At 71.7% G+C, this 24,858-nt stretch carries 22 protein-coding genes and 1 pseudogene; 10 read left to right on the forward strand and 13 right to left on the reverse strand.

Annotated features, from left to right (window positions below):
* Positions 1–57: 57 nt before the first annotated feature.
* Positions 58–441, forward strand: a pseudogene (locus ACQEV2_RS19245) (GNAT family N-acetyltransferase); the annotation flags it as partial.
* A gap of 5 nt (positions 442–446) precedes the next feature.
* Here the strand turns inward: ACQEV2_RS19245 and ACQEV2_RS19250 are convergent.
* From ACQEV2_RS19250 to arfB, 3 genes are all read right to left on the reverse strand, one after another.
* Positions 447–2,075, reverse strand: coding sequence for an IS200/IS605 family accessory protein TnpB-related protein (locus tag ACQEV2_RS19250; protein ID WP_433054577.1), 1,629 nt, complete (start codon positions 2,073–2,075; stop codon positions 447–449).
* Positions 2,076–2,263: 188 nt separating this feature from the next.
* Complete coding sequence (locus ACQEV2_RS19255) at positions 2,264–3,151, reverse strand: sigma-70 family RNA polymerase sigma factor (protein WP_433042680.1); 888 nt, start codon at positions 3,149–3,151, stop codon at positions 2,264–2,266.
* Positions 3,152–3,286: 135 nt separating this feature from the next.
* Positions 3,287–3,724: an alternative ribosome rescue aminoacyl-tRNA hydrolase ArfB gene (arfB, locus tag ACQEV2_RS19260; RefSeq protein ID WP_433042683.1), complete on the reverse strand. Its 438-nt coding sequence runs from the start codon at positions 3,722–3,724 to the stop codon at positions 3,287–3,289.
* 182 nt (positions 3,725–3,906) lie between these two features.
* Here arfB and ACQEV2_RS19265 point away from each other — a divergent pair, with 182 nt between their 5' ends.
* From ACQEV2_RS19265 to ACQEV2_RS19280, 4 genes are all read left to right on the forward strand, one after another.
* The gene (locus ACQEV2_RS19265; RefSeq protein WP_360334138.1) at positions 3,907–4,482 is read left to right on the forward strand and encodes a TerD family protein; all 576 of its coding nucleotides are present in this window, start codon (positions 3,907–3,909) and stop codon (positions 4,480–4,482) included.
* 88 nt (positions 4,483–4,570) lie between these two features.
* Complete coding sequence (locus ACQEV2_RS19270) at positions 4,571–5,092, forward strand: N-acetyltransferase family protein (protein ID WP_433042687.1); 522 nt, start codon at positions 4,571–4,573, stop codon at positions 5,090–5,092.
* Positions 5,093–5,098: 6 nt separating this feature from the next.
* Positions 5,099–5,572, forward strand: a complete 474-nt coding sequence (locus ACQEV2_RS19275) for a hypothetical protein (RefSeq protein ID WP_433042690.1) — start codon at positions 5,099–5,101, stop codon at positions 5,570–5,572.
* A 315-nt stretch (positions 5,573–5,887) separates the two neighbouring features.
* A complete protein-coding gene (locus tag ACQEV2_RS19280) occupies positions 5,888–7,438 on the forward strand; it encodes a M4 family metallopeptidase (protein ID WP_433054580.1) in 1,551 nt (516 codons plus the stop codon).
* A 33-nt stretch (positions 7,439–7,471) separates the two neighbouring features.
* On the opposite strand, the gene ACQEV2_RS19285 is transcribed toward ACQEV2_RS19280, so the two are convergent.
* Positions 7,472–8,875, reverse strand: a complete 1,404-nt coding sequence (locus tag ACQEV2_RS19285; protein ID WP_433042693.1) for a M1 family metallopeptidase — start codon at positions 8,873–8,875, stop codon at positions 7,472–7,474.
* Positions 8,876–8,945: 70 nt separating this feature from the next.
* Here ACQEV2_RS19285 and ACQEV2_RS19290 point away from each other — a divergent pair, with 70 nt between their 5' ends.
* Positions 8,946–9,446, forward strand: a complete 501-nt coding sequence (locus ACQEV2_RS19290; protein WP_433042696.1) for a hypothetical protein — start codon at positions 8,946–8,948, stop codon at positions 9,444–9,446.
* A 240-nt stretch (positions 9,447–9,686) separates the two neighbouring features.
* On the opposite strand, the gene ACQEV2_RS19295 is transcribed toward ACQEV2_RS19290, so the two are convergent.
* Positions 9,687–10,421, reverse strand: a complete 735-nt coding sequence (locus tag ACQEV2_RS19295; RefSeq protein ID WP_433042699.1) for a pentapeptide repeat-containing protein — start codon at positions 10,419–10,421, stop codon at positions 9,687–9,689.
* A gap of 144 nt (positions 10,422–10,565) precedes the next feature.
* On the opposite strand from ACQEV2_RS19295, the gene ACQEV2_RS19300 reads away from it, so the two are divergent.
* Positions 10,566–11,735: an FAD-dependent oxidoreductase gene (locus tag ACQEV2_RS19300; RefSeq protein WP_433042702.1), complete on the forward strand. Its 1,170-nt coding sequence runs from the start codon at positions 10,566–10,568 to the stop codon at positions 11,733–11,735.
* Between the two features lie 97 nt (positions 11,736–11,832).
* Positions 11,833–12,813: a zinc-binding dehydrogenase gene (locus tag ACQEV2_RS19305; protein WP_433042705.1), complete on the forward strand. Its 981-nt coding sequence runs from the start codon at positions 11,833–11,835 to the stop codon at positions 12,811–12,813.
* A gap of 71 nt (positions 12,814–12,884) precedes the next feature.
* Here the strand turns inward: ACQEV2_RS19305 and ACQEV2_RS19310 are convergent, their stop codons facing one another.
* Together ACQEV2_RS19310 and ACQEV2_RS19315 are read right to left on the reverse strand one after the other, a co-directional pair.
* Entirely contained in the window at positions 12,885–16,136 is a 3,252-nt protein-coding gene (locus tag ACQEV2_RS19310; RefSeq protein ID WP_433042708.1) for an IPT/TIG domain-containing protein, read from the reverse strand.
* 89 nt (positions 16,137–16,225) lie between these two features.
* Positions 16,226–17,632 carry an NAD(P)/FAD-dependent oxidoreductase gene (locus ACQEV2_RS19315; RefSeq protein WP_433042711.1) on the reverse strand — a complete coding sequence of 469 codons (1,407 nt, stop codon included), beginning with the start codon at positions 17,630–17,632 and terminating at the stop codon, positions 16,226–16,228.
* Between the two features lie 18 nt (positions 17,633–17,650).
* Here ACQEV2_RS19315 and ACQEV2_RS19320 point away from each other — a divergent pair, with 18 nt between their 5' ends.
* Positions 17,651–18,574 carry an aminoglycoside phosphotransferase family protein gene (locus ACQEV2_RS19320; RefSeq protein ID WP_433042714.1) on the forward strand — a complete coding sequence of 308 codons (924 nt, stop codon included), beginning with the start codon at positions 17,651–17,653 and terminating at the stop codon, positions 18,572–18,574.
* A gap of 9 nt (positions 18,575–18,583) precedes the next feature.
* Positions 18,584–19,069 carry an N-acetyltransferase family protein gene (locus ACQEV2_RS19325; RefSeq protein ID WP_433042717.1) on the forward strand — a complete coding sequence of 162 codons (486 nt, stop codon included), beginning with the start codon at positions 18,584–18,586 and terminating at the stop codon, positions 19,067–19,069.
* On the opposite strand, the gene ACQEV2_RS19330 is transcribed toward ACQEV2_RS19325, so the two are convergent.
* From ACQEV2_RS19330 to ACQEV2_RS19355, 6 genes are all read right to left on the reverse strand, one after another.
* A complete protein-coding gene (locus ACQEV2_RS19330) occupies positions 19,070–20,344 on the reverse strand; it encodes a wax ester/triacylglycerol synthase domain-containing protein (protein WP_433042720.1) in 1,275 nt (424 codons plus the stop codon).
* Between the two features lie 22 nt (positions 20,345–20,366).
* Entirely contained in the window at positions 20,367–21,575 is a 1,209-nt protein-coding gene (locus ACQEV2_RS19335; protein ID WP_433042723.1) for a beta-ketoacyl-[acyl-carrier-protein] synthase family protein, read from the reverse strand.
* Positions 21,572–21,847, reverse strand: coding sequence for a phosphopantetheine-binding protein (locus tag ACQEV2_RS19340; protein WP_433042726.1), 276 nt, complete (start codon positions 21,845–21,847; stop codon positions 21,572–21,574). The genes ACQEV2_RS19335 and ACQEV2_RS19340 overlap by 4 nt, the downstream gene beginning before the upstream one ends.
* A gap of 36 nt (positions 21,848–21,883) precedes the next feature.
* A complete protein-coding gene (locus ACQEV2_RS19345; protein ID WP_433042729.1) occupies positions 21,884–23,161 on the reverse strand; it encodes a WS/DGAT domain-containing protein in 1,278 nt (425 codons plus the stop codon).
* 143 nt (positions 23,162–23,304) lie between these two features.
* Positions 23,305–23,586 (reverse strand): hypothetical protein, encoded by a 282-nt coding sequence (locus tag ACQEV2_RS19350; protein WP_433042732.1) that lies wholly within the window; start codon positions 23,584–23,586, stop codon positions 23,305–23,307.
* 71 nt (positions 23,587–23,657) lie between these two features.
* Positions 23,658–24,461 carry a hypothetical protein gene (locus ACQEV2_RS19355; protein WP_433042735.1) on the reverse strand — a complete coding sequence of 268 codons (804 nt, stop codon included), beginning with the start codon at positions 24,459–24,461 and terminating at the stop codon, positions 23,658–23,660.
* Positions 24,462–24,858: the final 397 nt, after the last annotated feature.

Consider the following 24,858-nt stretch of genomic DNA (forward strand, 5'->3'; position numbering starts at 1 on the left):
CGACAGCGGCACGCAATTCCGTGGCCGCCCGCCGATCACCCGACTTACCGTTCCGGGGTGACTTCGACCACTTCCGCGCCCACGCCCCGCCTCGAAAAGATCACCCCGGGGAATTTCGAGGCCGCCACCGGCATACGCGTCCGCTCCGACCAGGAACACGCCGTCTCCCCCGTCATGCAGTCCCTCGCCGAGGCGTACGTCTACCCCACCGGCGTCGCCCGGCCCCGCCTGATCGTCGACGGCGACCGCCCGGTCGGCTTCCTGATGGCCTTCTTCGACATCGACTGGCGCAGCGACGGCACGCTCCGGCGCTCCGGAATACTGTGGCGGCTGAACATCGCCGCCGGTGAACAGGGCCGCGGATACGGCCGGTTCGCGGTCGAATCCGTCGCCGCGGAGATCCGCCGCCGGGGCGGCACGCGGCTGTACGTCACCTGGCACCGTTCCTAGAGACTGAGCGGGAGTGAGTCCCGTTGCCAGAACTCATGCTCAGCCGAACGCCCCGAACGATGTTGGACGTTCTGGTCGACCGCGTTCTCGCCGCGTCTGGCGCGCACGGATCGTGTCCGTGGTCCGGGGATGCGGGGGCGGTTTCCCTCACGCCCCGGGGTGCCCGGTCGGGCCTGGACGGTCCGATGCCCCACACGATCACTCCGGTCGTATGGGGGCGGTGCCGTCCGTCGCCGGATCGGGTGTCCCAGGGCGCGCCTGCCGATCGCCACGGCGGCTGCGTCGTGGCGGGTGGTCTTGCGGTTGTTGCTGGTGAGGGGCTTTTGCCAGTGTCGGGCGCCCCACTTGGAGGTGTAGGCAGGGTCGACGGCGACGATAGTGATGCCAAGTTCGGCCGCCATGGACACGAGCCGGGCCCGCAGCCTGGCCACGGGCATGCCGGAGATGAGCTTGCGGAAGCGTTTGCGGCGTCCGTGCTTCTCGCGGGTCTTCTCCGTGGTGAAGTCGAGGTCTTCGATCGCGATCGCCAGGCCGTGACGCTTGGCCCAGTGCAGCAGGCGGATCAGAGCATGCCTCACCTGCGCGTCCCGGTGGTCGGCGGTGCCGCTCAGGTCGTATTCGAAGCGCAGTGGTTCGCCGACGGGGTTGCCGTGTTCGTCGAGGCGCCAGGCGGCCAGGTGGTCGGCGTTGGTGTCCACACCGACCAGGCCGCCCTCGCGGGCCGCCTCCAGCAGCACGGTCGTGACCGGGGGGATGGTCCAGGACGCGGTCAGGTACCAGCGGCCCCGTTGCACGTCTTCGTGGATGCGGTAGGCGACCGCCCGGTTGGTACTGACGCGGTCGCGCCACTGTGCGCCCCGGTGCGGGAAGCTCGCGCGGGCTGCGAGGACGTACCGGCCGTATGGCGCGTTCGCCAGGTGCGCCAGCGGGGCGGGGAGCTTGAGGGAGACCTCGCCGTCGTCGGTGACGCGGATGGTCTCGTTGCCGTACCGCTTGCCGGACTCACCATCTGCGACGAGGAACCGCCGACCGGTCTCCCACCGGGCGCGCCACTGCTCTTCCGCCAGCCCAGCCTGCTCCAGGTGGTGGCGGGTGTTCAGCAGTTGCTTCCCGCCCCGCACCACGCGCACGACCCCGGCCTCCCGGTCCGCCCGCGCCATGTGCAGCCGGTCTTCGAGTACGTGCAGGCGGCGGGACTTGGCGAACCACTCCCGCCTACTGCGGTAGCCGCCCGGCGCCTGCTTGCTGCCCTTCTCACCGATGGGCTGGGACAGCCGGTGTCTGATCGTCTTGATCCCGGTTTCGAGGCTCTGGATGTGCGCGAGCTGGCCGCGCCGGGCGAGCGCCCACTGATCGTGGGTTGCCCTCGTGATCGACCCGGCCCAGCGGGAGGAGGACTCCTGGGTGAGGATGCGCTTGCGCTCAGCCCACCGCTCGGTGTCGTGGTCCAACTCCGCCGCGCACCGCGCCTTCAGGTCACGGGAGGCGAGCGAGCCGAGCAGATCACCGACCAGCCGCAGTACCTTCTCGTCCCCGGCGGTCAGGTGTTTGAGCCGGTCACGGACGGCCACTGCTGACGGGCCGGGCACCACAAACGGCGTCGCCAACTCCCGCACCGCACCCACCGCCCCGCGTCGCGCCAACCCCGCCACCGCATGCAACGACCATCACCGGAAAAGGTCACTCATTCGATAGAGGAACTCTCGTTCCCTTCCGAGACGGCCCGCCCCTTCGACGGCTTCCATCTGGGGCTCGGCTTCCACCCCAACGGCGAGACAGGCTAAGGCGAGACGGTGGGCCTACTGGAGCCGGACTAGGGCAGCCTGACATCTAGCCGGGACAGCCGCGCCGGGTCCGTCACGATGTCGATCACGGCGATCCGATCCCCTACGAACGCAAACTTCAGGGCCCGCTCCACCCGCCCCTCGGCCACCACCACGAACCCCGCGGCACCGTCGACCAGCGCGGCCTGCGCGACACCGGCGAAGGACCCGCCGAACGTCGCCGCGCCCCGCGCCACCGCCGCCGCACCCGTGGCCACCCCGGCCTCGGTGCGCGCGATGACGTCCGGGTCCAGGACGTCGAGCAGCCCGTCGAAGTCACCCTCCCGCGCGGCGGCGAGGAAGGCGTCGACGATCTCCCGCTGCCTGCGCTGCCTGGCGCGATCGGCCTCGGGCGGCCCGGCGCCCTGCACCCGTCGCCGGGCCCGGCTGGCGAGCTGCCGCGCGGCGGCCGGCGTACGGTCCACGACCGCCCCCACTTCGTCGTACGACACCCCGAACAGGTCGTGCAGCACGAACGCCAGCCGTTCCGCGGGTGTCAGCGTGTCCAGGACGACGAGCAGGGCGACGCCGACCGAGTCGGCGAGGAGGGCGTCCTGCTCGGGGTCCGTCATGGTTGCGGAGGCGAAGGCAGCCGGAACGGCGGGAGGGGGTGCCGCGGTGTCGAGGGGCTCCTCCGCGCGGGACTTGCGCGAGCGCAGCATGTCCAGGCAGACCCGGCCGACGACGGTGGTCAGCCAGCCGCCGAGGTTGTCGACCCGGCTGGTGTCGGAGCGGCTCACCCGGAACCACGCCTCCTGCACCGCGTCGTCGGCCTCGGTGGTCGAGCCGAGCATGCGGTGGGCGACCGCGCGCAGGTGGGCGCGGTGCGCCTCGAATCGCTGGGCGAGGAAGTCGGAGTCGGTGTCGTCGGCGCTCATCTGTCGCAGCCTCTCGTCGCGGTCCGTCGTCAGTGGCTTGACGAATCGCGCGGCGCACATGTGACAGGCGCACATGTGACAGCCCGAGCTTCTGGGACCCCTCCCGGGGCTACCCCACCCGGAGCTCCTTCGGGACTACCCCCAGTCCCGCCCGGACCGCCCCCGCTTGGTCTCCGAGCGCTGCTTCTTCTCCCTCAGCCGCCGCTCGTTGATCCCGCGCGGAATGCGGGTGGGCCTGCGCGGCTTGGGCGGCGGAGCCGTCGCCTCGGCCAGGAGCGCGGCGAGGCGTACGGCGGCGGTCTCGCGGTTGCGCCACTGGGAACGGTGCTCGGAGGCGCGGACGGTGACGACACCGTCGACGAGCCTCCCGGCCAGCCGCTGCAGCGCCCGCTGCTTCCACACCTCGGGCAGCGCCTCGGTCCTGGCAAGGTCGAACCGCAGCTCGACCTGGGAGTCGCTGGTGTTGACGTGCTGGCCGCCCGGGCCGCTCGACCGCGAGAAACGCCACATGAGCTCGGCCTCGGGAAGCGAGACGGAGCCACGGATGACGTAGGGACCAGACATGCCGTCCATGTTCCCGCGCCTGTCCGGTCCACGTCACGCGAATATCGCCTGCATCCCCTACCCGTTATCCCCTACGGGTGCTCTTTGGCAAAGAAAGTAAAGACACCTGGAACCTGAGGTACCCCTCTCCGCGTTGATAGGGGTAGCTGTAGCTTCTAGCCGTACCGCAACGAGGGAAGGGACTCCCAACAATGGCTGTAAGCCTGTCCAAGGGTGGCAACGTCTCGCTCACCAAGGAGGCTCCGGGCCTGACCGCCGTCACCGTGGGCCTCGGCTGGGACGTCCGCACCACCACCGGCACGGACTTCGACCTCGACGCCTCCGCGATCGCGGTCAACCAGCAGGGCAAGGTCTACTCGGACGCCCACTTCGTCTTCTTCAACAACAAGCAGACCCCGGACAACTCGATCGTCCACACCGGCGACAACCGCACGGGCGAGGGCGCGGGCGACGACGAGGCGATCAACGTCAACCTGGCGGCCCTCCCGGCCGACATCGACAAGATCGTCTTCCCGGTCTCGATCTACGACGCCGAGAACCGCTCGCAGAACTTCGGCCAGGTCCGTAACGCCTACATCCGCATCATCAACCAGGCCGGCGGCGCCGAGATCGCCCGCTACGACCTGTCGGAGGACGCGGCCACCGAGACGGCCATGGTCTTCGGCGAGCTGTACCGCAACGGCGCCGAGTGGAAGTTCCGCGCGGTCGGCCAGGGCTACGCCTCGGGCCTGGTGGGCATCGCGCAGGACTTCGGCGTGAACGTCTGACGGACGCCGCCAGACGCCTGCACTGTGCTGGAACCCCTGGCTTCGGCCGGGGGTTCCGGCGTTGTGGGGTGGCGATAGGTTGCCCCACGTGATCCTCGACCCCCTCCCCCTCACCCCCGACCACGACATCCCCGCCCCGCTCCTCACCGAACTCACCGCCCTCTACGCCTCCAATCGCGACTTCCACGCGCTCAGCGGTGACTTCCCGGACCCGGACGACATCCGGCCGGAGCAGGTGGCGGCCGCGCTCGCGGACGAATTGGCGAACCCGGACGTGGAGGTGCTGCTCGCCCGCAGCGAGGGCCGGCTGGCCGGGATCGTGATCACGCTCGCCCGTCACCCGGACCCGGCCGACCCGGACCCGTGGATCGGCCTGCTGATGGTGGACGCCACGGCCCACCGCCAGGGGTACGGCAGGCAGCTGGCCGCCCTCGTCGAGGACCGCTTCCGCGCGGCGGGCCGTACTGCCGTACGCCTCGCCGTCCTCGACAGCAACCCCCAGGGCCTCGCCTTCTGGACCGCTCTCGGCTACGAGGTCATCGCCCACCGTGAGGACCGTCAACTGGGCCGCCCCTGCGCGGTCCTGCGCAAGCCGCTGATCGAAGACTGAACCGGCATGGACTGGACAACCCTGGCCGGCACAGCCCTCGGCGCGCTGGTCGGCGTCGGCTCGACGCTGCTCGCGGACCGTGCCCGGTGGCGCCGCGACCTGGCCGATCGGACCCGGCAGGAACGCAAGCAGATCTATGTGACCGTCCTGACGAAGTACCGGCTGGCCTATGAGGCCATGCACGCGGCCGCCGTCGCAGGTCGTGGTCAGGACGACGGGGCGCGGGAGACGTCCGTACGGGAGGCGTTCCGGGCGTCGGGCTGCGACGAGGCCCGTGAGACCGCCCTGATCTGCGCCCCGCAGGAGATGTCGGACGTCCTGGAGAAGGTCTACGCGACCCTGCGGGACCTCCAGGACGCATTCGCCGCCGGTGATCCGCCGCTCGACTCGCCGGAATGGCAGGAGCGGCGGCTCCAGCACGCCGAGGCCGTCTGGGCGGCCCGCGCCGCGATGCGCCGCGACCTCGGCCATCGGGTGTGACATCTTGCGCACCAACTCCGCTTGTCCGAACGAGAGTTGGGCGACCGCACCACCCACCCACACCCGTCCGCATACCGGTTCCCCGGTAACGACTTTCGGATACAAACACGTAAAGTCTTGACGGCGCCCTGTCAAACAAGCCGTTCCAGGTGTCACTCTCTCTCCCGCTCGCCGCAACTCTGTGCCCCACCTGTGCCTCCCCCATGAGGCCAGTCCGAAGGAGACCGAGTGAGACAGCAGTCCCGCGCCACCAGCGCGACCCGCTCCACCCGCAAGGCCACCGTGCGTGCCGCCGCCCTGATCGGCTCGGCAGCGATGGTCGTGCTCGCGTTGCAGAACGGCCCCGCCACCGCGGCCCCCGAGCCCACCCCGTCGGGTGCGGCCGCGCTCCCCCTCAGCGCCTCCGCCCGCGCCGCCGCCATCGAGTCGGCCCAGGCGGCCGCCGGTTCCACCGCCCGTGAGCTGGGGCTCGGCGCGCGGGAGAAGCTCGTCGTCCGGGACGTCGTCAAGGACGCGAACGGCACCGTCCACACCCGCTACGAGCGGACGTACGCCGGTCTCCCCGTCCTCGGCGGCGACCTGGTCACGCACGTGACGAAGAGCGGCACCCTCAAAGGCGTCAGCAAGGCGACCAAGGCCCGAATAGCCGTGGCGTCCACGGACGCCGCGATATCCGCCGCCACCGCGAAGAAGTCGGCGCTCGCGGGCACCGGTTCCTCCCAGGCCACCGCCCGCAAGGTCGTCTGGGCGGCCGGCGCGAAGCCCGTCCTCGCCTACGAGTCCGTCGTCAAGGGCCTCCAGCATGACGGCACCCCGAGCGAGCTGCACGTCATCGCCGACGCCACCACCGGCAAGGAGCTCCACTCCTTCGAGGCCATCGACACCGGTACCGGCACCAGCCAGTACAGCGGCACCGTCCCGCTCGGCACCACCGGCACCGCCTCCAGCGGCTACGACCTCACCGACGCGGGCCGCGGCGGCCACAAGACGTACGACCTGAACGGCGCCACCAACGGCACCGGCACCCTCTTCCACGACGCCGACGACGCCTGGGGCGACGGCACCCCCGCCAACCGCCAGACCGCCGCCGTCGACGCCCACTACGGCGCCGCCGTCACCTGGGACTTCTACAAGAACGAGCTGGGCCGCAACGGCATCCGCGGCGACGGCAAGGCCGCCTACTCCCGCGTCCACTACGGCAACGCCTACGTCAACGCCTTCTGGTCCGACCAGTGCTTCTGCATGACGTACGGCGACGGCGCGAACAACCTCAAGCCGCTCACCTCCCTCGACGTGGCCGGCCACGAGATGAGCCACGGTCTCACCGCGGCCACCGCGGGCCTTCGCTACAGCCGGGAGTCCGGCGGCCTGAACGAGGCCACCTCCGACATCTTCGGCACCTCGGTGGAGTTCTACGCGGGCAACTCCTCCGACACCGGTGACTACCTCATCGGCGAGAAGATCGACATCCGCGGCAACGGCACCCCGCTGCGCTACATGGACAAGCCCAGCAAGGACGGCAACTCCGCCGACTACTGGTCCCGCAACGTCGGCCGCCTCGACGTGCACTACTCGTCCGGCGTCGCCAACCACTTCTTCTACCTGTTGTCCGAGGGCAGCGGCGCGAAGACGATCAACGGGGTCGGCTACAACTCGCCGACGTACGACGGCTCGACGGTCACCGGCATCGGCCGCACCAAGGCCTACCAGATCTGGTACAAGGCCCTGACCACCTACTTCACCTCCTCGACCGACTACGCGGCGGCCCGCACCGGCACCCTCCAGGCGGCGGCCGACCTGTACGGCTTCGGCGGCGCGGAGTACAACGCCGTGGCGGCGGCGTGGAAGGCGGTCAACGTCAACTGACCCGCCCGTCCAACGGACTTGCCGGGCCGTCCGTCACGGGCGGTCCGGCTTTCCGTCGCCGTACAGCCACTCGTCCCAGATCCGCGTGAAGTCCGCGTCCGGCGCCTTCTTCTCGACGTAGGCGGTGAAGTCGGCGGTGTCCGCGGTGCCGTGGCGGTGGTCGGCCGCCCAGCCCTGGACGATCTCGTAGAAGGTGTCGTCGCCGACGGTCTGGCGGATCTTGTGGACGACCATCGCGCCGCGCTCGTAGACGGGTGAGTCGGAGATGTGCGCGGCGCTCGTGGGCTTGGCGGGCGGGAAGTCCCAGAGGTCCTCGTGGTCGTCCTCGCCGTGGTCGTACCGGGCGTCGAAGATCTCCTGCGCGCTGTCGCCGCCGTTGTCCTCCCGCCACAGCCATTCCGCGTACGTCGCGAAGCCCTCGTTCAGCCACATGTCCCGCCAGCTCTTCGGCGTCACGGAGTTGCCGAACCACTGGTGGGCGAGCTCGTGGACGAGCGTGCTGGTGTCCGGGGCGCCGGGGAAGACGGGCCGGTTCTGGGTCTCCAGGGCGTAGCCGGCGGCCTCCTCGGGGGCGACGATCGCGCCGGTGGAGGAGAAGGGATACGGGCCGAAGTTGGTCTCGCCCCACTCCAGGATGTCGGGGAGCTCGGCGAGGACCTCGCGGCCGGCGTCGTCCTGGGTGGGGGCGACAGCGGTGTAGACGGGCAGGTCCCCGCCTGTCTCGCTGGTGACCGTGGAGCGGTGGATGTCGTAGTCCCCGATGGCGAGGGCGGCCACGTAACTGGCCATGGGCTCGGCGGTGCGCCAACGGAACGTCGTGCGGCCGTCGGTGGTGGTCCGGTTGGCCAACTCCCCGTTGGAGACGGCCTCCAGCTCCTCCGGCACGGTGACCGCGATGTCGTACGACGCCTTGTCGGACGGGTGGTGATTGCCGGGGAACCAGGCCATGGATCCCACGGGCTCGCCCAGCGCGAGCGCCCCGTCGTCGGCGGGGAGCCAGCCTTCCTCGGAGCCGTCGGCATCGGTGACGGTCTCAGGGGTGCCGGAGTAGCGGACGGTGACCTGGAAGGTCTCGCCGTCGTCGAGGTCGTCGTGGGGGCGGACGACGAGCTCCTGCCCGTTACGGCTCCAGCGGGCGCGCTCGCCCTCCACGGTGACCTGTTCGACGTCCATGCCCGTCAGATCGAGGTCGAAGGCGGAGAGGTCCTGGGTGGCGCGGGCGGTGATCTCGGCGGTGCCGCCGAGGTGGCCGTCGTCGGGGTCGTAGGCGAGGTCGAGGGCGTAGTGGGTGACGTCGTAGCCGCCGTTGCCGGCCTTGGGGAAGTACGGGTCACGCACCCCGGAGCCGCCGGGGGTGCCCTGGACACCGCCGCTGCACGCGGTGAGGACGAGCAGGGCGGAGGTGACGGTCAGGGCAACGGGCGCGAATCGGGACACACCGGTGATCCTATGAGGCGGCCCGGCACCAGCACATACGCCCCAGGTGAGGCGTGACACCATCACTTACGTGCTCGACATCGGCTACGCCCTCTCCACCCGCTTCCCGGACCCCCCGCAGACGGACTACCGCCGCGCGGACGTCCGCGCCCTGCGTCACGACCTGTTCTGCGGCGACGTCTACCTCGCCGACACCAAGGCGGACCGGGAGTTGTCCACAGCCTGGGGATGGGTGCCGGTGCTCGACTTCGCCTGGGCCCTGTGCGACATCGTCGAGCAGCTGGACCGGGACCCGGCCGGCTCGCGCGCCTCCCGTCCCCAGCGAGCGGAACTGGACTTCACCGAGTCCACGGACCGCATGCTCTTCGAGCGCCGCTTCGGCTGGGTGGACATCGAGGCGGACTGGATGCCCGCGGAGGAGCCCCCGCTGACCTTCTCGCACGCCGAACTGCGCCGCGAGGCCCGCGACTTCCTGCACGACCTGATCGCCGACCTGATCGATCTGCACGAGGACCTGGGCGAGAACCCGGCGATCTGGACGCTGCAGGCACGGTTTCCCCGGGTGCCGTAGGGCGGGGGCGCTCCGCCGGCGCACAACAGCCGCGTAAAAAACGAAGGAGCCCCCTCCCGTCGCGTACGGGAGGGGGCTCCTTGTCAGAGCGCCGGGCAGGCCTTGCACCTGCATCTCCCCGCAGGAAGCGGGGCGTCTTTCCTTGGACCACCAACGCAGCACCGTCCGCCGAGAGTTCCCGGCGAGCAGCTCAAGATCAATCATACATGTCCCCCTCCCTCTCCCCTACCCCCCTCTTCCCTACTCCCCCTCCACCCGCACCCCCATCTCCGCCGCCAGCACCGGCGCCAGATCCAGCAGCTGCGAGGGACTGATCACCGCCCCCGCGAGCCGGTCCACCCCCCTCGCGATGTCCAGCTCGGCCGCCCTCCGCAGGTCCACGTCCGTCAGCGTCACTCCGCTGAGGTCCGCCCCCTTCACCGCGCAGTCGACGAACTCCACCCGCTCCAGCCGGGCGCCCCCGAAGTCCGGCTCGACCAGGACGCAGCCCTCGAAGACGACGTCTCTCAGCTTGGCCTTGCGCAGGTTCAGGTAGTCGATCTTGCCGCCTCGGATCACCACCCGCTCCAGGACCGCGCCGTGCAGCTGCACCCCGCCCAGCCGGGGGTCCACCAGCTCCACATCACGCAGGGTCGACTCGGCGAGATCGGTGCCGACGCCCCGTAGGCCGGTGAGCACCGAGTCGAGGATCCGGGCGTGATGGAGTCTGGTCTCGTCCAGCGTGCAGCCCTTCAATGCGCAGTCCATGAAGCGGGCACCTCCGCCGTCCAGTCCGGAGAGGTCCTCCTCGCGAAACTCCAGCCCGTCGTAGTCCCCGTCCGGCTCCAACTCCCCGTCCCGGTACGGCTCCAGCGCCGGCAGCCGCACCTCGGGCCGCCGCGCGCCCTTCACGCCGGTCCGGCCCGCACCGCCACCCCTGCCCGCACCCGCGCCCCGGCCCGCACCGCCGCCCGCACCCATCGCTCTCCTCGCCATGGCCCCATGCTGCACCCCACCACTGACAATCGCCCTGACCTGCGCAGACACCGGCGATGTCACATTCCGGGTGCCTCGGACCGTCGTAGTCACAGACAGAGAAGGCGAACCCGAGCAAGCCCGAGCAAGAGGGAGACCCCAGCCATGCACCGCATCACCGTCATCGGCGGCGGCTTCGCCGGACTCACCGCGGCCATCACCGCCGCCGAGGCGGGCGCCAAGGTCACCGTGTACGAAGCCCACCACACCCTCGGCGGGCGGGCGCGGACCGCCGAGGGGCCGTACCGGACGAACGAAGGACCGCACGCCCTGTACAACGGCGGCCCGCACTGGGCCTGGCTCAAGCAGCGCGACCTGATCGGGCCGCTCGCGCCGATCCCGCCCCTGGAGGCGGCCCGGCTGCGGCTGCGGTACCGGGGTGTCCTGCGCCGCACCCCGCCCTTCGCCATGCTCAAGCTGCTGCGGCCCGCCCTGCCGCAGGCGCCCGCCGACGTCGACTTCATGACGTGGGCCACCGGCATCGCCGGCGAGGAGGGCGCCCGTGCCGCCGCCCACTACTCGGCCGTCGCCCTGTTCCACCACGATCCCGGAGCGCTGTCCGCCGCGTTCGTGCAGGAGCGGCTGCGGCGGGCCACCAAGCTGCCGCCGGAGGCGCACTATCCGCGGGGCGGCTGGGCGAACCTCATCGACCGGATGGCGGCCCGGGCGTGGAATCTGGGGGTGCGGATGGAGACCCTGTCCCGCGTCGACAGCCTGGACGACGTGCCGACCGACACGCCCGTCGTCGTCGCCACCTCCCTCGACGCCGCCCGCCGCCTGCTCAAGGACGACTCGCTGACCTGGACGAGCGGCCGTACGGCGCTCATCGATCTGGCCGTGCGTACCCGGCGCGGGGACGCCTTCATCGTCTCCGATCTCGACGAGACGGGGTGGCTGGAGCGGTTCACCGCGCAGGACCGGTCCCTGGCGCCGGCGGGTGAGCAGCTGATCCAGGGGCAGATCCCCCTCGCGCCACACGAGTCCAAGGCCGACGGCATCGCCCGCGCCGAGCAACTTCTCGACCTGGGCTTCCCCGGCTGGCGCGAGCGCGTCACCTGGCGGCGCGGGTCCGTCGCGAGCGGCCGTACCGGCGCCGTCGACCTGCCCGGCACCAGCTGGCGCGACCGTCCGGCCGTCGACCGGGGCAACGGCGTCTATCTGGCGGGGGACCAGGTCGCGGCCCCCGGTGTGCTGTCCGAGGTCTCCTTCAACAGCGCGCTCACGGCCGTGTCGTTGGCCCTCGGCCGGCACGCCCTTGACCTCAAGCGGGCTTGAGGTTGGAGCATCGCAGGTGCCAGCCACCTCCGGCGACGGGGGTGGGGTCCTGACACCTGACACCTTGCCAGCACAGGCACATCCGAGGGGACCTCCTATGCACGCCATCCGCCTGCACGCCTTCGGCCCGGCCGAGAACCTCACCTACGAAGAGGTCGACGACCCCGCACCGGGTCCCGGCCAGGTCCGTATCGCCGTCGAAGCGGCCGGCGTCCACCTCCTCGACACGGCCCTGCGCGAGGGCATCCAGGGCCCGGCGCCGCAGCCGCCCACGCTGCCCACCGTTCCCGGCCGCGAGGTCGCCGGTGTCGTCGAGTCCCTCGGCGAGGGCGTCGCCGCGCTCTGGCTCGGCAAGCGCGTCGTCGCCCACCTCGGCTTCGCGCCGGGCGGCTACGCCGAGCTCGCCGTCACCGATGTCGACCGCCTCCACGAGATCCCGGCGAACCTGGACTTCGCCGAGGCCGTCGCCATGATCGGCACGGGCCGTACGGCGATGGGGATCCTGCAGTTCGCCGAGCTCGGTCCGGACTCGGTCGCCGTCATCCCGGCGGCGGCCGGCGGTATCGGCACCCTGCTCGTGCAGTACGCCAAGAACGCCGGCGCCGTCGTCATCGGCCTCGCGGGAGGACCGGAGAAGACCGCCCGCGTGCAGGAGAACGGCGCCGACCTCGCCGTCGACTACCGGGACCCGGCGTGGCCGGAGAAGGTCCGCGCCTTCCTGGGCGGGCGGCCGGCCACCGTCGTCCTCGACGGCGTCGGCGGCGACGTCGCCCGCGAGGCGGTCGCCCTGCTCGGGCCCGGCGGCAGGCACCTCGTCTTCGGCTGGTCCGGCGCGGGACTGCACGACGGCGAGCCCTACCTCGTCGACGGCGTCTCCGAGAACGTCCTGGGCCCCGCGATGATGCAGAAGGCCGGTGGCCCCAACCCCGTCCGCACCCTGGAACTGCGCGCCCTCACCGAGGCCGCCGCAGGCCGCCTCACCCCGGCCGTACAGCGCTTCCCGCTCGCCGAGGCGGCGGCCGCCCACCGTGCCCTCGAAACGCGCGGAACCACCGGAAAGGTAGTACTGGAGCCGTGACCAGCCGTGGGTGTGGTCCACGGCTGGGCTCCACCGGACCGCGGAGCCCCTCCCCCACCCTCCGTCGAGGGTCAGCCGGCGACCGCCTGCGTCGCCTTGCTCACCGCCGACCCGTCCATGTGACCGGTGCGGTGCGCGATCACCTTCACGGTGATCTTCTTGCCCTTCTGTGCCGACTTCAGCACCAGCGACGACTTGGTCGCCCCGCTGATCGCCCTGCCGTTCGCGTACCACTGGTACGCGTAGGAAGTCGGCGCGAGGCTCCATGTCCCCTTGGTCGTCTTCAGCGTCTTGCCGACCTTCGCCGTGCCGCTGATCACCGGCAGCTTGGTCGCCTTGGGCGCGTCGCCCTTGGCCACGGTCACGGCCGCCGAGGTCGCCGACCCGCTGACCCAGCCCGGCTTGACCGCGGTGACGGTCACCGTGAGCTTCTTGCCGACCATCGAGGCGGGGACGGTGTACGTCGAGGCCGTCGCCCCGCTGATCGCCGTGCCGTTCGCCTTCCACTGGTACGTGTACGAAGACGGGGTCGCCGACCAGCTGCCGGGCGCGGCGGTGACCTTGGCGCCCGTCTTGGCCGTGCCGGTGATCTTGGGGGCGGCCGTGTTCTCCAGCTTGGGCTGGGGGGTCACGGTGAAGGTGCCGCGCGGGAACTCCCAGCCGCGCGTGAGCACGCTGACGTTCCAGGTGCCGGTGGCCACACCTGTCAGGTCGAGGGTCGCGGTCACCGTCCGGTTGTCCGCGGAGACCGAGTCGGCCTTCGCCGTGACCGTCTTCCCGGCCTGGCTGAGCCGGACGGTGACGTCCGGGCCGAGGGCGGTGCCGGTGACCGTGAGCTTCACCTTGCCGCCGGCGGCCCCGGTGTCGGGGCTGACCGCGGTGACGGCCGTATCCTCCGGACCGCACACCGGGGACGTACAGGTCAGCTTGGCGCTGTAGGAGGTGCTGGACGCCTTCTCCGGCAGGCCGAGCAGGAACAGGCTCGGGCTTGCCCCCGAGGACGAGCCGCCCGCCGCGCACTGGATGCCGGAGGACGACATCGTGCATCCATTGCTCCAGGCGCTGTTGTACAGCGCGGGCACCGCCGTGGTGGTGGCGCCGGTGGTGTCCGTGATCTCGGTGTCGAAGCGGTCGTACCCGGCCGTCGGCAGCACCGCGCACACGGCGGTGCGCGACTCGTCGAGCGTCCCGGTGATCGGCCCGTACCCGTACGCCACGGACGGCACCTTCACGCACTCCGGCGCGGGACCGTCCCCGGTCGCGACACGCAGGGCGTCCAGGCGGTACTCGGGCGCGGCCCTGAGGTTGACCGGCGTCTGCACGAGGACCTGGTGGGTGGTGGACCCGGTGACCGCACAGGAGGTGTTGCGGAAGGAACACTCCACGCGGCCGTCCCCGGCGACGACCGCGGAGTTGGCGGTACCGAGGGCGTCCCGCACGTTGACGTGCACGACGTCGGTGGCCGCGGCGGTGGTCACCTGATGGCAGTCGAGGGTGCCGGGGCCGTCGTACGCGCTCTTCACGGAGGGTCCGCCGACCTTCGCGGCCGCGGTCTTCGTGCAGCCCGCCGAGGAGGCGCTCGCGGTGACGTCCCGCCGGGTCAGGGTGTACGTGGCGGCCTCGTCGCGGCCGGTCACCAGCACGGTGTGGGCCTTGCCCGGGGTCAGGGAGCAGATGGTCCAGCCGTTGGTGGTGGCATAGCGCTCGCAGACCCGCTTGCCGTCGGAGTCCAGCACCGAGAACGCCGCGGAGGCGGTTCCGGAGGTGGCACTCAGCTGGAAGACCTCGGCATCCGTGTGCGCGTCCGCCGGGATGCCCAGGCAGTGCGAGAAGACGCCGTCGCCGGTGGTCAGCGTGGCCTTCGCGCCGTTCGCGGCGAAACTGCCGGCGGGCAGGACGGGGCAGCCCTGCGCGACATCGGTGCGGTGGAAGGCCACCGCGTACGGGCCCGTGGCCGTGTCCCCGCCGTCCTCGGTGTGCACCAGCGCCCGGTAGGGGGCCTCACCGGTGAGCGCGCAGTCTCCGCCCCGCAGCTTGTCCGCGTCGCACTGCGGGGTGCCGGTGCGGTCCAGGACCTCCACCTCGGGGGTCGTCCCGGCCGAGGAGAGCGAGGTGAGCGCGGCGATCCGGGCGCCCTGCGGGGCGTCCAGCGTCAGGCAGTCGTACTGGCCGACCGTGCTCAACTCGCCCTTGTGCAGGCCGGTCCGGGCCGGCACGCACCCGGCGTCGGAGGCACGATCGAGGACGACCAGGCCGGCGCGGGTGTCCCGGAAGGGGTAGGTGCCGTCGTCGAGGACGGCCGTGTACGTGCCCGGCGTCTTGATCCGGCACGGGTCGGCCCCGTACCGGCACACGCTCAGGCCGGCCGCGTCGTACACGCGGGCCACCCCGACCTCGCGGCCCTCGCTCACGGAGTGCACGGTGTACGGGCCGGCCGTACCGGCGGTGAAGGTGAAGCACGGGTTGCTGGTGAGGGCCTGCTGCTCCAGCGGGCCGTACGGGTGGACCGGGGCGGTGGTGCAGCCCTGCGGGTCGCTGAGCCGGCGCACCTTCACGCCGTACTCGGCGGGGAAGCCGTTCTCCGAACGCCAGACGGTGGAGATCACCCGGTAGGGGCCGTCGCCGGGCAGGACGCAACTGTCCTCGTCGTTCTCCGGGAACTGCTCGCAGATCCGCTTGCCGGTCGCGTCGGTGATCCAGGCGAGGGAGTCGCCGTACACCTTCGTGCCGTGGGTGAGGCGGACCCGGTCGCCGCGCTCGCCCTGGAAGGGCTGGCAGTCGACCTCCACCCGGCTCACGGTCGTCCGGGTGACATCCGGCTGGTCCCAGTTGGTGCCGACGGGGTCCGCGCAGCCCTTTGCCGAGCCGAGCGGCACGAAGGTGACGGAGGTGGCCTTGTCCTCCCACTCGGTGTTGAGGACCTTCAGCGCGTAGGCGCCGGCCGCGGGCACGCTGCACATGCCCTGCGTGGCGTACCCGTCGCCGTAGCAGTCCACCTCGCTGCCGTCGGCGGCGAGGAGTTGCCTGGCCATCGCGTTGCCGTGGCTGTCCTTCGCCGGTGCCAGATACAGGCCCGGTGTCTCGACGGTGACGGTGTAGCAGACGCTCGAGTCGGGTGCGACGGTCGCGTTCCCGACGGCGTCCCCCGGGTCACCGAACGGCGCGAGGGCGAGCGGCGCGCACTCCTCGCCGGCGGCGACGGCGGGACTCGCGCCGGTCAGGGTCAGCAGTGAGGCGAGCAGCGAGACGAGAGCGGCGAACACGGCCGGAAACACGGCCGCCCGCCCCCGTCTCGCAGACGGACAGGAGTCGTCGTCAGACATGGAATCCCCCCGGATCAGTGGTCGTTGAGGCGATAGTCGCACACGGGTGTGACAACGCACCCGTGAGTATCCAGGGGCGAAAGTTTTCCTCAGTGCCGCCCCGCCACCCGGTCGGCGATCCGTGCCAGCCTCGCCGACTCCGCGCCGTTCGTGCTGCGTTCCCGCCGGTCCGCCGCGCGGTAGGTGGCGTACAGGCCGTGCACGCCGAGCCAACGCAGCGGCTCCGGCTCCCACTTGCGCACCTTGTGCCCGACCCAGGGCAGCTCGGTCAGCTCGGTCCGCCCGCCCTGGCCGGAGTCCTGCTGCACCAGGTCCCGCAGGGTCCGCGCCGCGAGGTTGGCGGTGGCGACGCCCGAGCCGACGTAACCGCCCGCCCAGCCGAGCCCCGTCGAACGGTCCAGTGTGACCGTGGCGCACCAGTCGCGCGGCACGCCCAGCACACCCGACCAGGCGTGCTCGACACGCACCCCGGCCAGTGAGGGAAAGAACCCGACGAGGATCTCCCGCAGCGCCTCGATGGTCGCGGGCTGCGTCCGCCCGTCGTTGTCGGTCCTGGACCCGAAGCGGTACGGCACCCCGCGCCCGCCCAGCGCGATCCGTCCGTCGGCGGTGCGCTGCGCGTACATGTAGGCGTGCGCCATGTCGCCGAGCGTCTCGCGGCCGTCCCAGCCGATCGCCGCCCACTGCTCCCGCGTCAGCGGCTCGGTGGCGATCATCGAGGAGTTCATCGGCAGCCAGGTCCGCTTCTGGCCTTTCAGGGCTGCGGTGAAGCCCTCGGTGCAGCGCAGGACATAGGGCGCGCGCACGGTGCCGTACGGCGTGACGGCGTGCTTCGGCCGGATCTCCGTCACCGGCGTCAGCTCGTGGATGGTGACCCCGAGCGCCTCCACGGCCGCCGCGAGGCCCTTGACCAGCTTCACCGGGTGCACCCGCGCCCCGTGCGGCGTCCACGTCGAGCCGACCGCGTCCGCGACCTTGATCCGTTCGGCGGTCTCCCGGGCGCCGTACAGCACGCGGTCCTTCTCGCCGTACGCCACCTCGTGCTCGTGGAAGGCCTTCAGCCGCGCCCACTGGGCCGGTGTGCGGGCGACTTCGAGGACACCGCCCTTGTGAACACCGGCGTCGAAGCCCTCGTCGCGCGCGACCCTGACGACTTCGTCCACCGTGTCGTTCATGGCCTGTTGCAGCCGTACGGCCGCCTCGTGGCCATGCAGCTTCGCGTACCGTTCACGCCCCGCGATGCCGTTGTACAGCCACCCGCCGTTGCGCCCCGACGCCCCGTATCCGCAGAACTTCTGTTCCAGGACGGTGATACGGAGGAAGGGGACCGCCTTCTTCAGGTAGTACGCGGTCCACAGTCCCGTGTATCCGCCGCCCACGATCACCACGTCCGCGGAGGCGTCCCCCGCGAGCGGCTCGCGCACCTCGGGGAGGCCGTCGTCCGCGTACCAGAAGGAGATGCCGCCGTTCACGGCACCACTCACCGAGCTGCTCATGCGAGGACGTTAATTCGCGTGAGCCGATTCCGGGAGCCCCATAGGGTCGGCAGAGTGATCGACATTCCGCAGGAGCTCGCCGCATCACAACAGAAGTACAACGGGGAGACGGGCCGCGCCTTCGTCGCCGGACTCCCGGACCTGACGGCCGGTTTCCTCGGCCGCTGGGAGCTGACGGTCGACGGACCGCCCATGCATGGGGTCTCCGCGCTGGTCCTCCCCGTGGCCCGGCGGGACGGCACCCCGGCCGTCCTGAAGCTGCAACTCCTCGACGAGGAGAGCGAGGGCGAACCGGTCGCCCTGCGCACGTGGGACGGTGACGGGGCGGTACGCCTCCTCGACCACGACGAGGCCACCGGCACCATGCTGCTCGAACGCCTCGACTCGTCCCGCATGCTCGCGCACCAGCCGGACGTCCACGAGTCCGTCCTGGTCATCGCCCGGCTGCTCGCCCACCTCACCTCCTTCCCCGCGCCCGCCGGTCTGCGCCGCCTCGGCGACATCGCGCAGGCCATGCTGGAGCAGACGCCCTGGGCGCTGGAGCGCATCCCGGACCTTGAAGCCCGCCGTATCGTCGCCGACTGTGCCGCCGCCGTACGGGACGTGGTCGACGAACCGGGCGACCGCCTCCTGCACTGGGACCTCCACGACGAGAACGTCCTCGCCTCCGAGCGCGCCCCCTGGCTCGCCATCGACCCCAAGCCCCTCGCCGGCGATCCCGGCTTCGAACTGTGGCCGGCCCTCGCCAACCGCTTCGACGCCGACGACGTCCGCTGGCGCTTCGACGCCATGACCGACGTACTCGGCCTGGACCGAGCACGCGCGCGTGCATGGACGTACGGCCGGCTCCTGCAGAACTGCCTCTGGGACATCGACGACGGCCGCCCGCTGGAGGAGCGCCAACTGGAAATCGCCAGGCGGCTGAGAGATCGCGCCAGCTAACCTGCGCCCATGATCCGACCCGCCACGCCCGCCGACGTCGCCGCCATCCACACCCTCATCCGCGAACTCGCCGAGTACGAGAAGGCGTTGGAGGAGGCGAGGGCCACCGAGGAGCAACTCCACACGGCCCTCTTCGGCGACCGCCCGGCCGCCTACGCGCACATCGCGGCCGACGACACGACCGGCGAGACCGTCGGCTACGCGATCTGGTTCCTGAACTTCTCCACCTGGCGCGGCGTCCACGGCATCTACCTGGAGGACCTCTACGTCCGCCCCACCGCCCGCGGCGCCGGACACGGCAAGGCCCTGCTCACCGAGCTGGCCCGCCTCTGCGTGGAGCGCGGCTACCAGCGCCTGGAGTGGTCCGTGCTGAACTGGAACGCCCCCTCCATCGCCTTCTACGAGGCCCTCGGCGCCCGCCCCCAGGACGAGTGGACGGTGTACCGGTTGACGGACGAGGCCCTCGCGGCGCTGGGTGCCGGGCCAGCAACCTGATCACGACGCTCCACCAGACCCGACAGACCCGGCAGCCGCGTCGGACGCCGCGACCGCCTTCAGTTCCTGCGCCACGGCAGCACCGATCATCTCCGCGTCACCCGCACGCGCGTGGCTGACGACGGTCAGCGTGTAGGTGTCGGCGGTGTGGACGAGGCAGAGGTTCGCCGTGCCCGGCGGGGAGAGCTGCGGCAGGGGAACGACGCGGGACAGGGGGCGTCCGTGCAAGCGGCTGGGGTTGTCCCGCCACTTGAAGGCGGTGCACAGGCTCGTGGTGACCTCGGGGCGCGCCAGGCTTCTGGCCATCGTCCCGGCCAGCCAGGGCAGGGAACGGGCGACCGACTGCAGCGTGGGAAGAAGCGCGCGGTGGGTGTGGCAGCGGTGGGGAAACGCCGCGACCAGGTCCTGGCACGCCTGCAGCCGGGCCACCGGGGACGCGCCGTCGACGGGCAGCGGGATGCGCAGCGCGGTGACGCCGTTGCCGAGCTGCTGTGCGTGGTGACGGGTGCGCAGGTCGACGGGCACCGTGGCGTAGAAGGGAGCCGGATCGCCGGGCCAGCGGTGCAGGGGGCCGTAACAGGCGTGGAGGGCGCCGGCATACGCGCTCAGCAGCAGCTCGTTGAGCGTGGCTCCCCGTCCCTCGGCGGGTTGGCGGCGCGCGGTACGCATCACCTGCGGGTCGAGCTCGACGACGGCCACGGACGGCCACGGTTCGCCCGGGCAGGCCGGAGGGAGGTGACGGCCGAGGGCCCTGATGCGGCGCAGCTCCCTGCCCAGGGTGGCGGGCCGCACGGGCGGGCGCCGCTGCGCTGCCGCGAGCACATGCGCCGCGGCCGATGCGAGCGGGGGCGGCGCCGCGGCGTCGTCCATCAGCAGCCGGAAGAGCGTCTCCAGGGATCGGCCGTCCAGCAGCGCGTGATGGGCGAACAGGACGACGGCCTGCCGCGTGACCAACAGCCGCCACAGAGGCCGGTCGTGCGGCAGGCCTCGCCGGACGCCGTCGGTGAGCAGGGACTCCAGGTCCTGGTCCGTGGCGGTGACGTGCGCGCCGGGATCGAAGGACCGGGCCGGCGCCCATCGATGGCCCGACAGCGCCGCCGGCCCGGCCGGGGGCTCCAGGACCAGGCTCATCCGGTCCAGTCCGCCCCATCGTTCACGGACCCGGGAGCGCACCTGCTCCAGATCGAACGGCCCTCCGACGAACACCCCGGCGATGCCGATCGTCCCCGGCAGCCCGTTGCGCAGGTGCCCTTCCTCGATGGCCGTCAGCCTCATGGTCCGCAGCCTCCTTCGGTGCTCAGCCGTGGGGTGAATCGAACACGACACTGGCGTTGTGGCCGCCGAAGGCGAAGCTGTTGCTGATCACCGGGCCGTTCGGGATCTTGCGCGGTTCGGCGGTGACCACGTCCAGCTCGCATCGGGGATCCAGCCGCGTGAGGGACGCGGTCGGCGGCGCGAGCCCTTCCCGCACCGACCAGGCCGTGATCACCGCTTCCAGCGCCCCCGCCAGCCCCAACCCGTGCCCGGTCACCGACTTGGGCGCGGTCACGGGCACCTTCCGCGGGCCGAACAGGGCGGTGATGGCCTGCGCTTCCGCGATGTCGTTCAGCTCGGTGCCGGTGCCGTGCGCGTTGACGTGCGTGACGGCGTCCGCCGTCGTGCCGGCGTCGGCGAGCGCCTGCTCCATGCACGCCCGCGCCCCGAGGCCGTCGGGATGCGGGGCCGTGAGGTGGTGGGCGTCGGAGGTACGCCCGTATCCGGTGAGCGCGGCGTAGATCCGGGCGCCCCGCGCCTGGGCGAGGTCCAGCCGCTCCAGCACCAGGAACGCCGCCCCTTCGGCGAGCACGAACCCGCGCCGCTCCACGTCGAACGGCCGTGACGCGGCCGCGGGATCCTCGCACTCGGTGACCATCGCACCGGCCCGCCCGAAGGCCAGCGCGGTCGTGGGCGTCAGCGGGCTGTCATGGCCGCCCGCCACCACCACGTCCGCACACCCCGCCCGGATCATCTGCATCGCCTCCCCCACCGCATGCGTGCCGGACGCGCACGCGGTGGAGACCGTCAGACTGGGCCCGGTGATACCGAGCCTGGCGCTGATCCAGTACGCCCCCGCGTTGTGCATCAGCCGGGGCGCGTAGAGCACGTCGGGATGCCCGATGCCGTTCTCCTGGCTGATCACCCCGCCGTACCCGGTGCCGGTGACCACCGCCCGCCGGCCCGGTACGACGTGCAGCCCTCCGGCGTCCGCCACGGCGTCCGCGGCCGCGCACACCGCCATCTGCACCGACCGGTCGGCCCGGCGGACCTCCTTGGGCGCCAGGTAGCCGGCCGGATCGAAGTCGGTCATCGCACACGCGGGGTATACGACGCTGCCCTCGTCGTCGAACGCGTGCAGCGACGTCGCCGGACGGCACTGCACGAGGCTCTCCCACAGCGCCTCCGGAGTCGCTCCGGCGGCGCAGCGCACGCCCAGGCCCGTGACGGCGACTGCGTGTCGGCGGGTCATCGGGCGAGGGGGCTGTGGGTGGCGTGGGCGCGCATCCTCACGATGAGGTCGGCGACGTCACCCACGGTGGACACGCCGGTCTTGTCGGTGCCCCGCAGGGACACCCCGAACAACTCCTCCGACGCCGCTTCCAGTTCGGTGATGTCCAGGCTGTCGGCTCCCAGGTCGGCGACCAGCCGGGCCTGCGGCACCACCGCCTCCGGCGGCACCGACATCACCCGCGCGCAGAGCGGGCGCAACGCTTCCCATACGTCGCCGTGTTCCACATCCATGCAACTGCCTCCATTCCTGGTGCCGTCAGGGCTGACTCACACCGACGGCGTCGCCATCCGGGCCCATGCCTCGAACTCCGTGACGACCGCGTCGGCGAGCCGTCTCGCGTCGTCCGGGCGCAGGTTGCACACCACGGTGAGCGTGAACGTGTCCCCCGCCTGTGCCAGGGCGAAGCTGGCGGTGCCCGGGTGCTGCAAGGGCGGCAGCCCCACGGTGCGCACCAGCCGGCGCCCTTCGAAGGCGCTCGACCCGCCGGGCCACTTCATGGCTGTGGTCGCGGTCGCCGCAAAGCAGGAGCGGCGGCCGCGGTTGGTCAGAAGTCCCGTCACCCACGGGCCGGTCCGCCGTACCGCTTCCGCGGCGGGAAACAGCACGCCGGCGTGGACGGCGGCCCGCTCGGGGACCGAGGCCAACGCGGCCTGACACGCCCGCAGCCGCGCCACGGGACCGTCCACGTCGACGGGCAACGGAACCCGAACGACCGTGAGCGTGTTCCCGAGTTCCCTCGGATTCGCCCGGGTGCGCAGGTCGCACGGTACGGCCGTGTACGCGGGCTCCTCCTGCTGCCGCCACCGCCGCACCGGGCCGTACTGGGCCCGCAGCGCCCCGGCCACCGCGCCCACCAGCAGCTCGTTCAGCGTCGCACCCCGGCCGTCGGCGGGCTGCCGGCGCGCGGATCGGACCGTGTGCGCGGACAGTTCACTGACCGCGACCGAGGGGTACGTCTCCCCCGGCGACCGCATCGGAAGGGCCTGCCCCGCGGCCGCCATCGCCCGCAGCTCCCGGCCCGCCGCGCGCAGCCCGGTCCGGGTGAGCGGCACCGACCGCGCCGAGTCCCTCGCCGCCACCGGGCTGTCCGTCAACGAGCGCATCAACGTCGCCAGGGAGCGCCCGTCCAGCAGCACGTGCTGGGCCACGAGCGCCAGGGCGAACCCGCCGCCGTACGCCGCGTCCGGGACCACGAAGAGCCGCCAGGGCGGGACTTCGCCGGTGAGCGGCCGGTGCACGCTCTCCGCCCACAGATCGTCCAACTTCTCCCGGGCGAGGGTGACATGCACGGCCGGATCGAACGGCCCCGGTACGACCCACCGCACACGCCCGCGCCGCCCGAACGGCCCCCGCCGCGCCGTCCCGCCGTCGTCCGATGGGCGGTCGAGCACGCAGTTCATCCGCTCCAGGCCCGTCCACCGCTCGGCGACGCGCGTCCGCACCTGCTCCACGTCGGGCTGCTCACCGGAGAAGACCGCCGCCAGGCCGATGACGCCCGGGCACCCGTTGAGCAACAGCATCTCGTCGGCACAGGACAGTCTCATGCGACAGGTCGCCCACCCTTCCTGGTCAACGAGATCACCCTACACGCAGGGTTACGAAGTATCACTCAGCGCATATGACGCGCCCAACAGTCCGACGCCCGCCCCGTGGTGGAGCGGGCGTCGGACCGAACGCTTCACACGCTCTACTTCAGCGCCGCGCTGTTGCAGCCCATGTCGGAACCGAGGTGGGTGTCCTGCCCGCCGGCGTTGCCCTCGCCGTTCAGCAGGTTGCCCGCCAGGCCGTTGATGAGGCCGACGCTGCCGAGGACGTCGACGTTCATGTCGTGCGAGCGGCACTCGATGCCCTGCGTGATGTCGAGGTCGTGAGCTCCCGCCTCACCGTGGGCCACGGCGGTGCCCACGCCGAAGGAGCCGACACTGCCGAGGACCGCGCCCACGAGGGCGACCTTCTGAAGCTTGCGCATTTCTTCTCCGTTGGTCGAGCGGATGTGCTGTGCAGCAGATCGAGTTGGGGTGGTGGACAACTACAGGGGGATCAGCCGAGCCGCGGCAGACCCAACTGGCCCACCGGAGGCGCCTGGACCTGTCCGAGACCGAGCCCCGGAATCTGCGGCGGGCCGGCCGGGGTGGGCGTGATCAGCGGGTTGATGAGCGGGTTCACCTGCGGGTTCACCTGGGGGTTCACCTGCGGGGCGACCCGCGGCGGCGGCTCCGGGTTGAAGACCTGCGGCGCGTGGACCTGCGGGGCCACCTGCGGCATGACCTGCGGCGCCGTCTGCGGGGTGACCTGCGGCACGACCTGCGGCACCGGCGACTGCTGGGGGGCGGACTGCGGCGCGGCGTGCGGCCGGTTGGACGCCTCCGCGGCGCCGCCCGACGAGGCCGAGGCGGAGGCGTAACCACTCTGCGGCTGGGGTGCGGGCGCCGGAGCGGGCGCGGGGGCCGGGGCCGCGTACACCGGAGCCGGGGCGGGAGCGGGAGCCGGGGCCGCGTACTGGGGCGCGTACTGGGGCGCCGGCCGCGGAGCCGAGGCCTGTGCGACGCCCGTCGAACGGGCCTCCGCGACGGCCTGCTGAGGCACCGGGTACTGCGGAGCGGGCGCCGGAGCCGCGTACGGGGGCGGCGCGTACTGCGGAGCGGGCGCCGGGGCCGCGTACGGGGGTGGCGCGTACTGGGGGGCCGGCGCCGGGGCCGCGTAGTGAGGTGCCGGGTACTCGGGAGCGGGCGCCGGAGCGCCGTACCCGTAGGGATATTCGGCGGCCTCGCTGACGCCGGCGCCGATGGCGGACAGTCCGCCGGCCGCCGCTACGACGAGCGCGGCCTTGTGAAGCTTGCGCATGGAACCCTCGGCCCTTCATTACCTGTGCAGGGAATCCGTATGTATTCAGTGCGGTCTTGCGTGCGCTCAGTGTGATATTCGTACTGCGCCCTTACAGGGGTAATGCCTGAGCTGTCATGTGGACTTCACGCTGGAGCCGGCAGCGGATCCCAATGCCCCTCTCCGAGTCCTGATCGCTGCCCTCTCCCAGCTGGCAACGACAATTAAGGGGCCGGGTCACGGGATGTGAAAGTCCGTCACTCAATTGCCATCGATCAGATAAACGGCTCTACGGATTTGTCACCCCGTCAACAACAAGCAGCGGGCCCGCACTTCTCATCGTTGATGATTTACACCCCTGGCAAATGGGTGAGCACACCCCGACACACGTGACCGGGCCCGCACTCGGCTCGTTTCC

Source organism: Streptomyces sp. CA-251387, assembly GCF_050936625.1.
Taxonomy (GTDB): Bacteria; Actinomycetota; Actinomycetes; order Streptomycetales; family Streptomycetaceae; genus Streptomyces.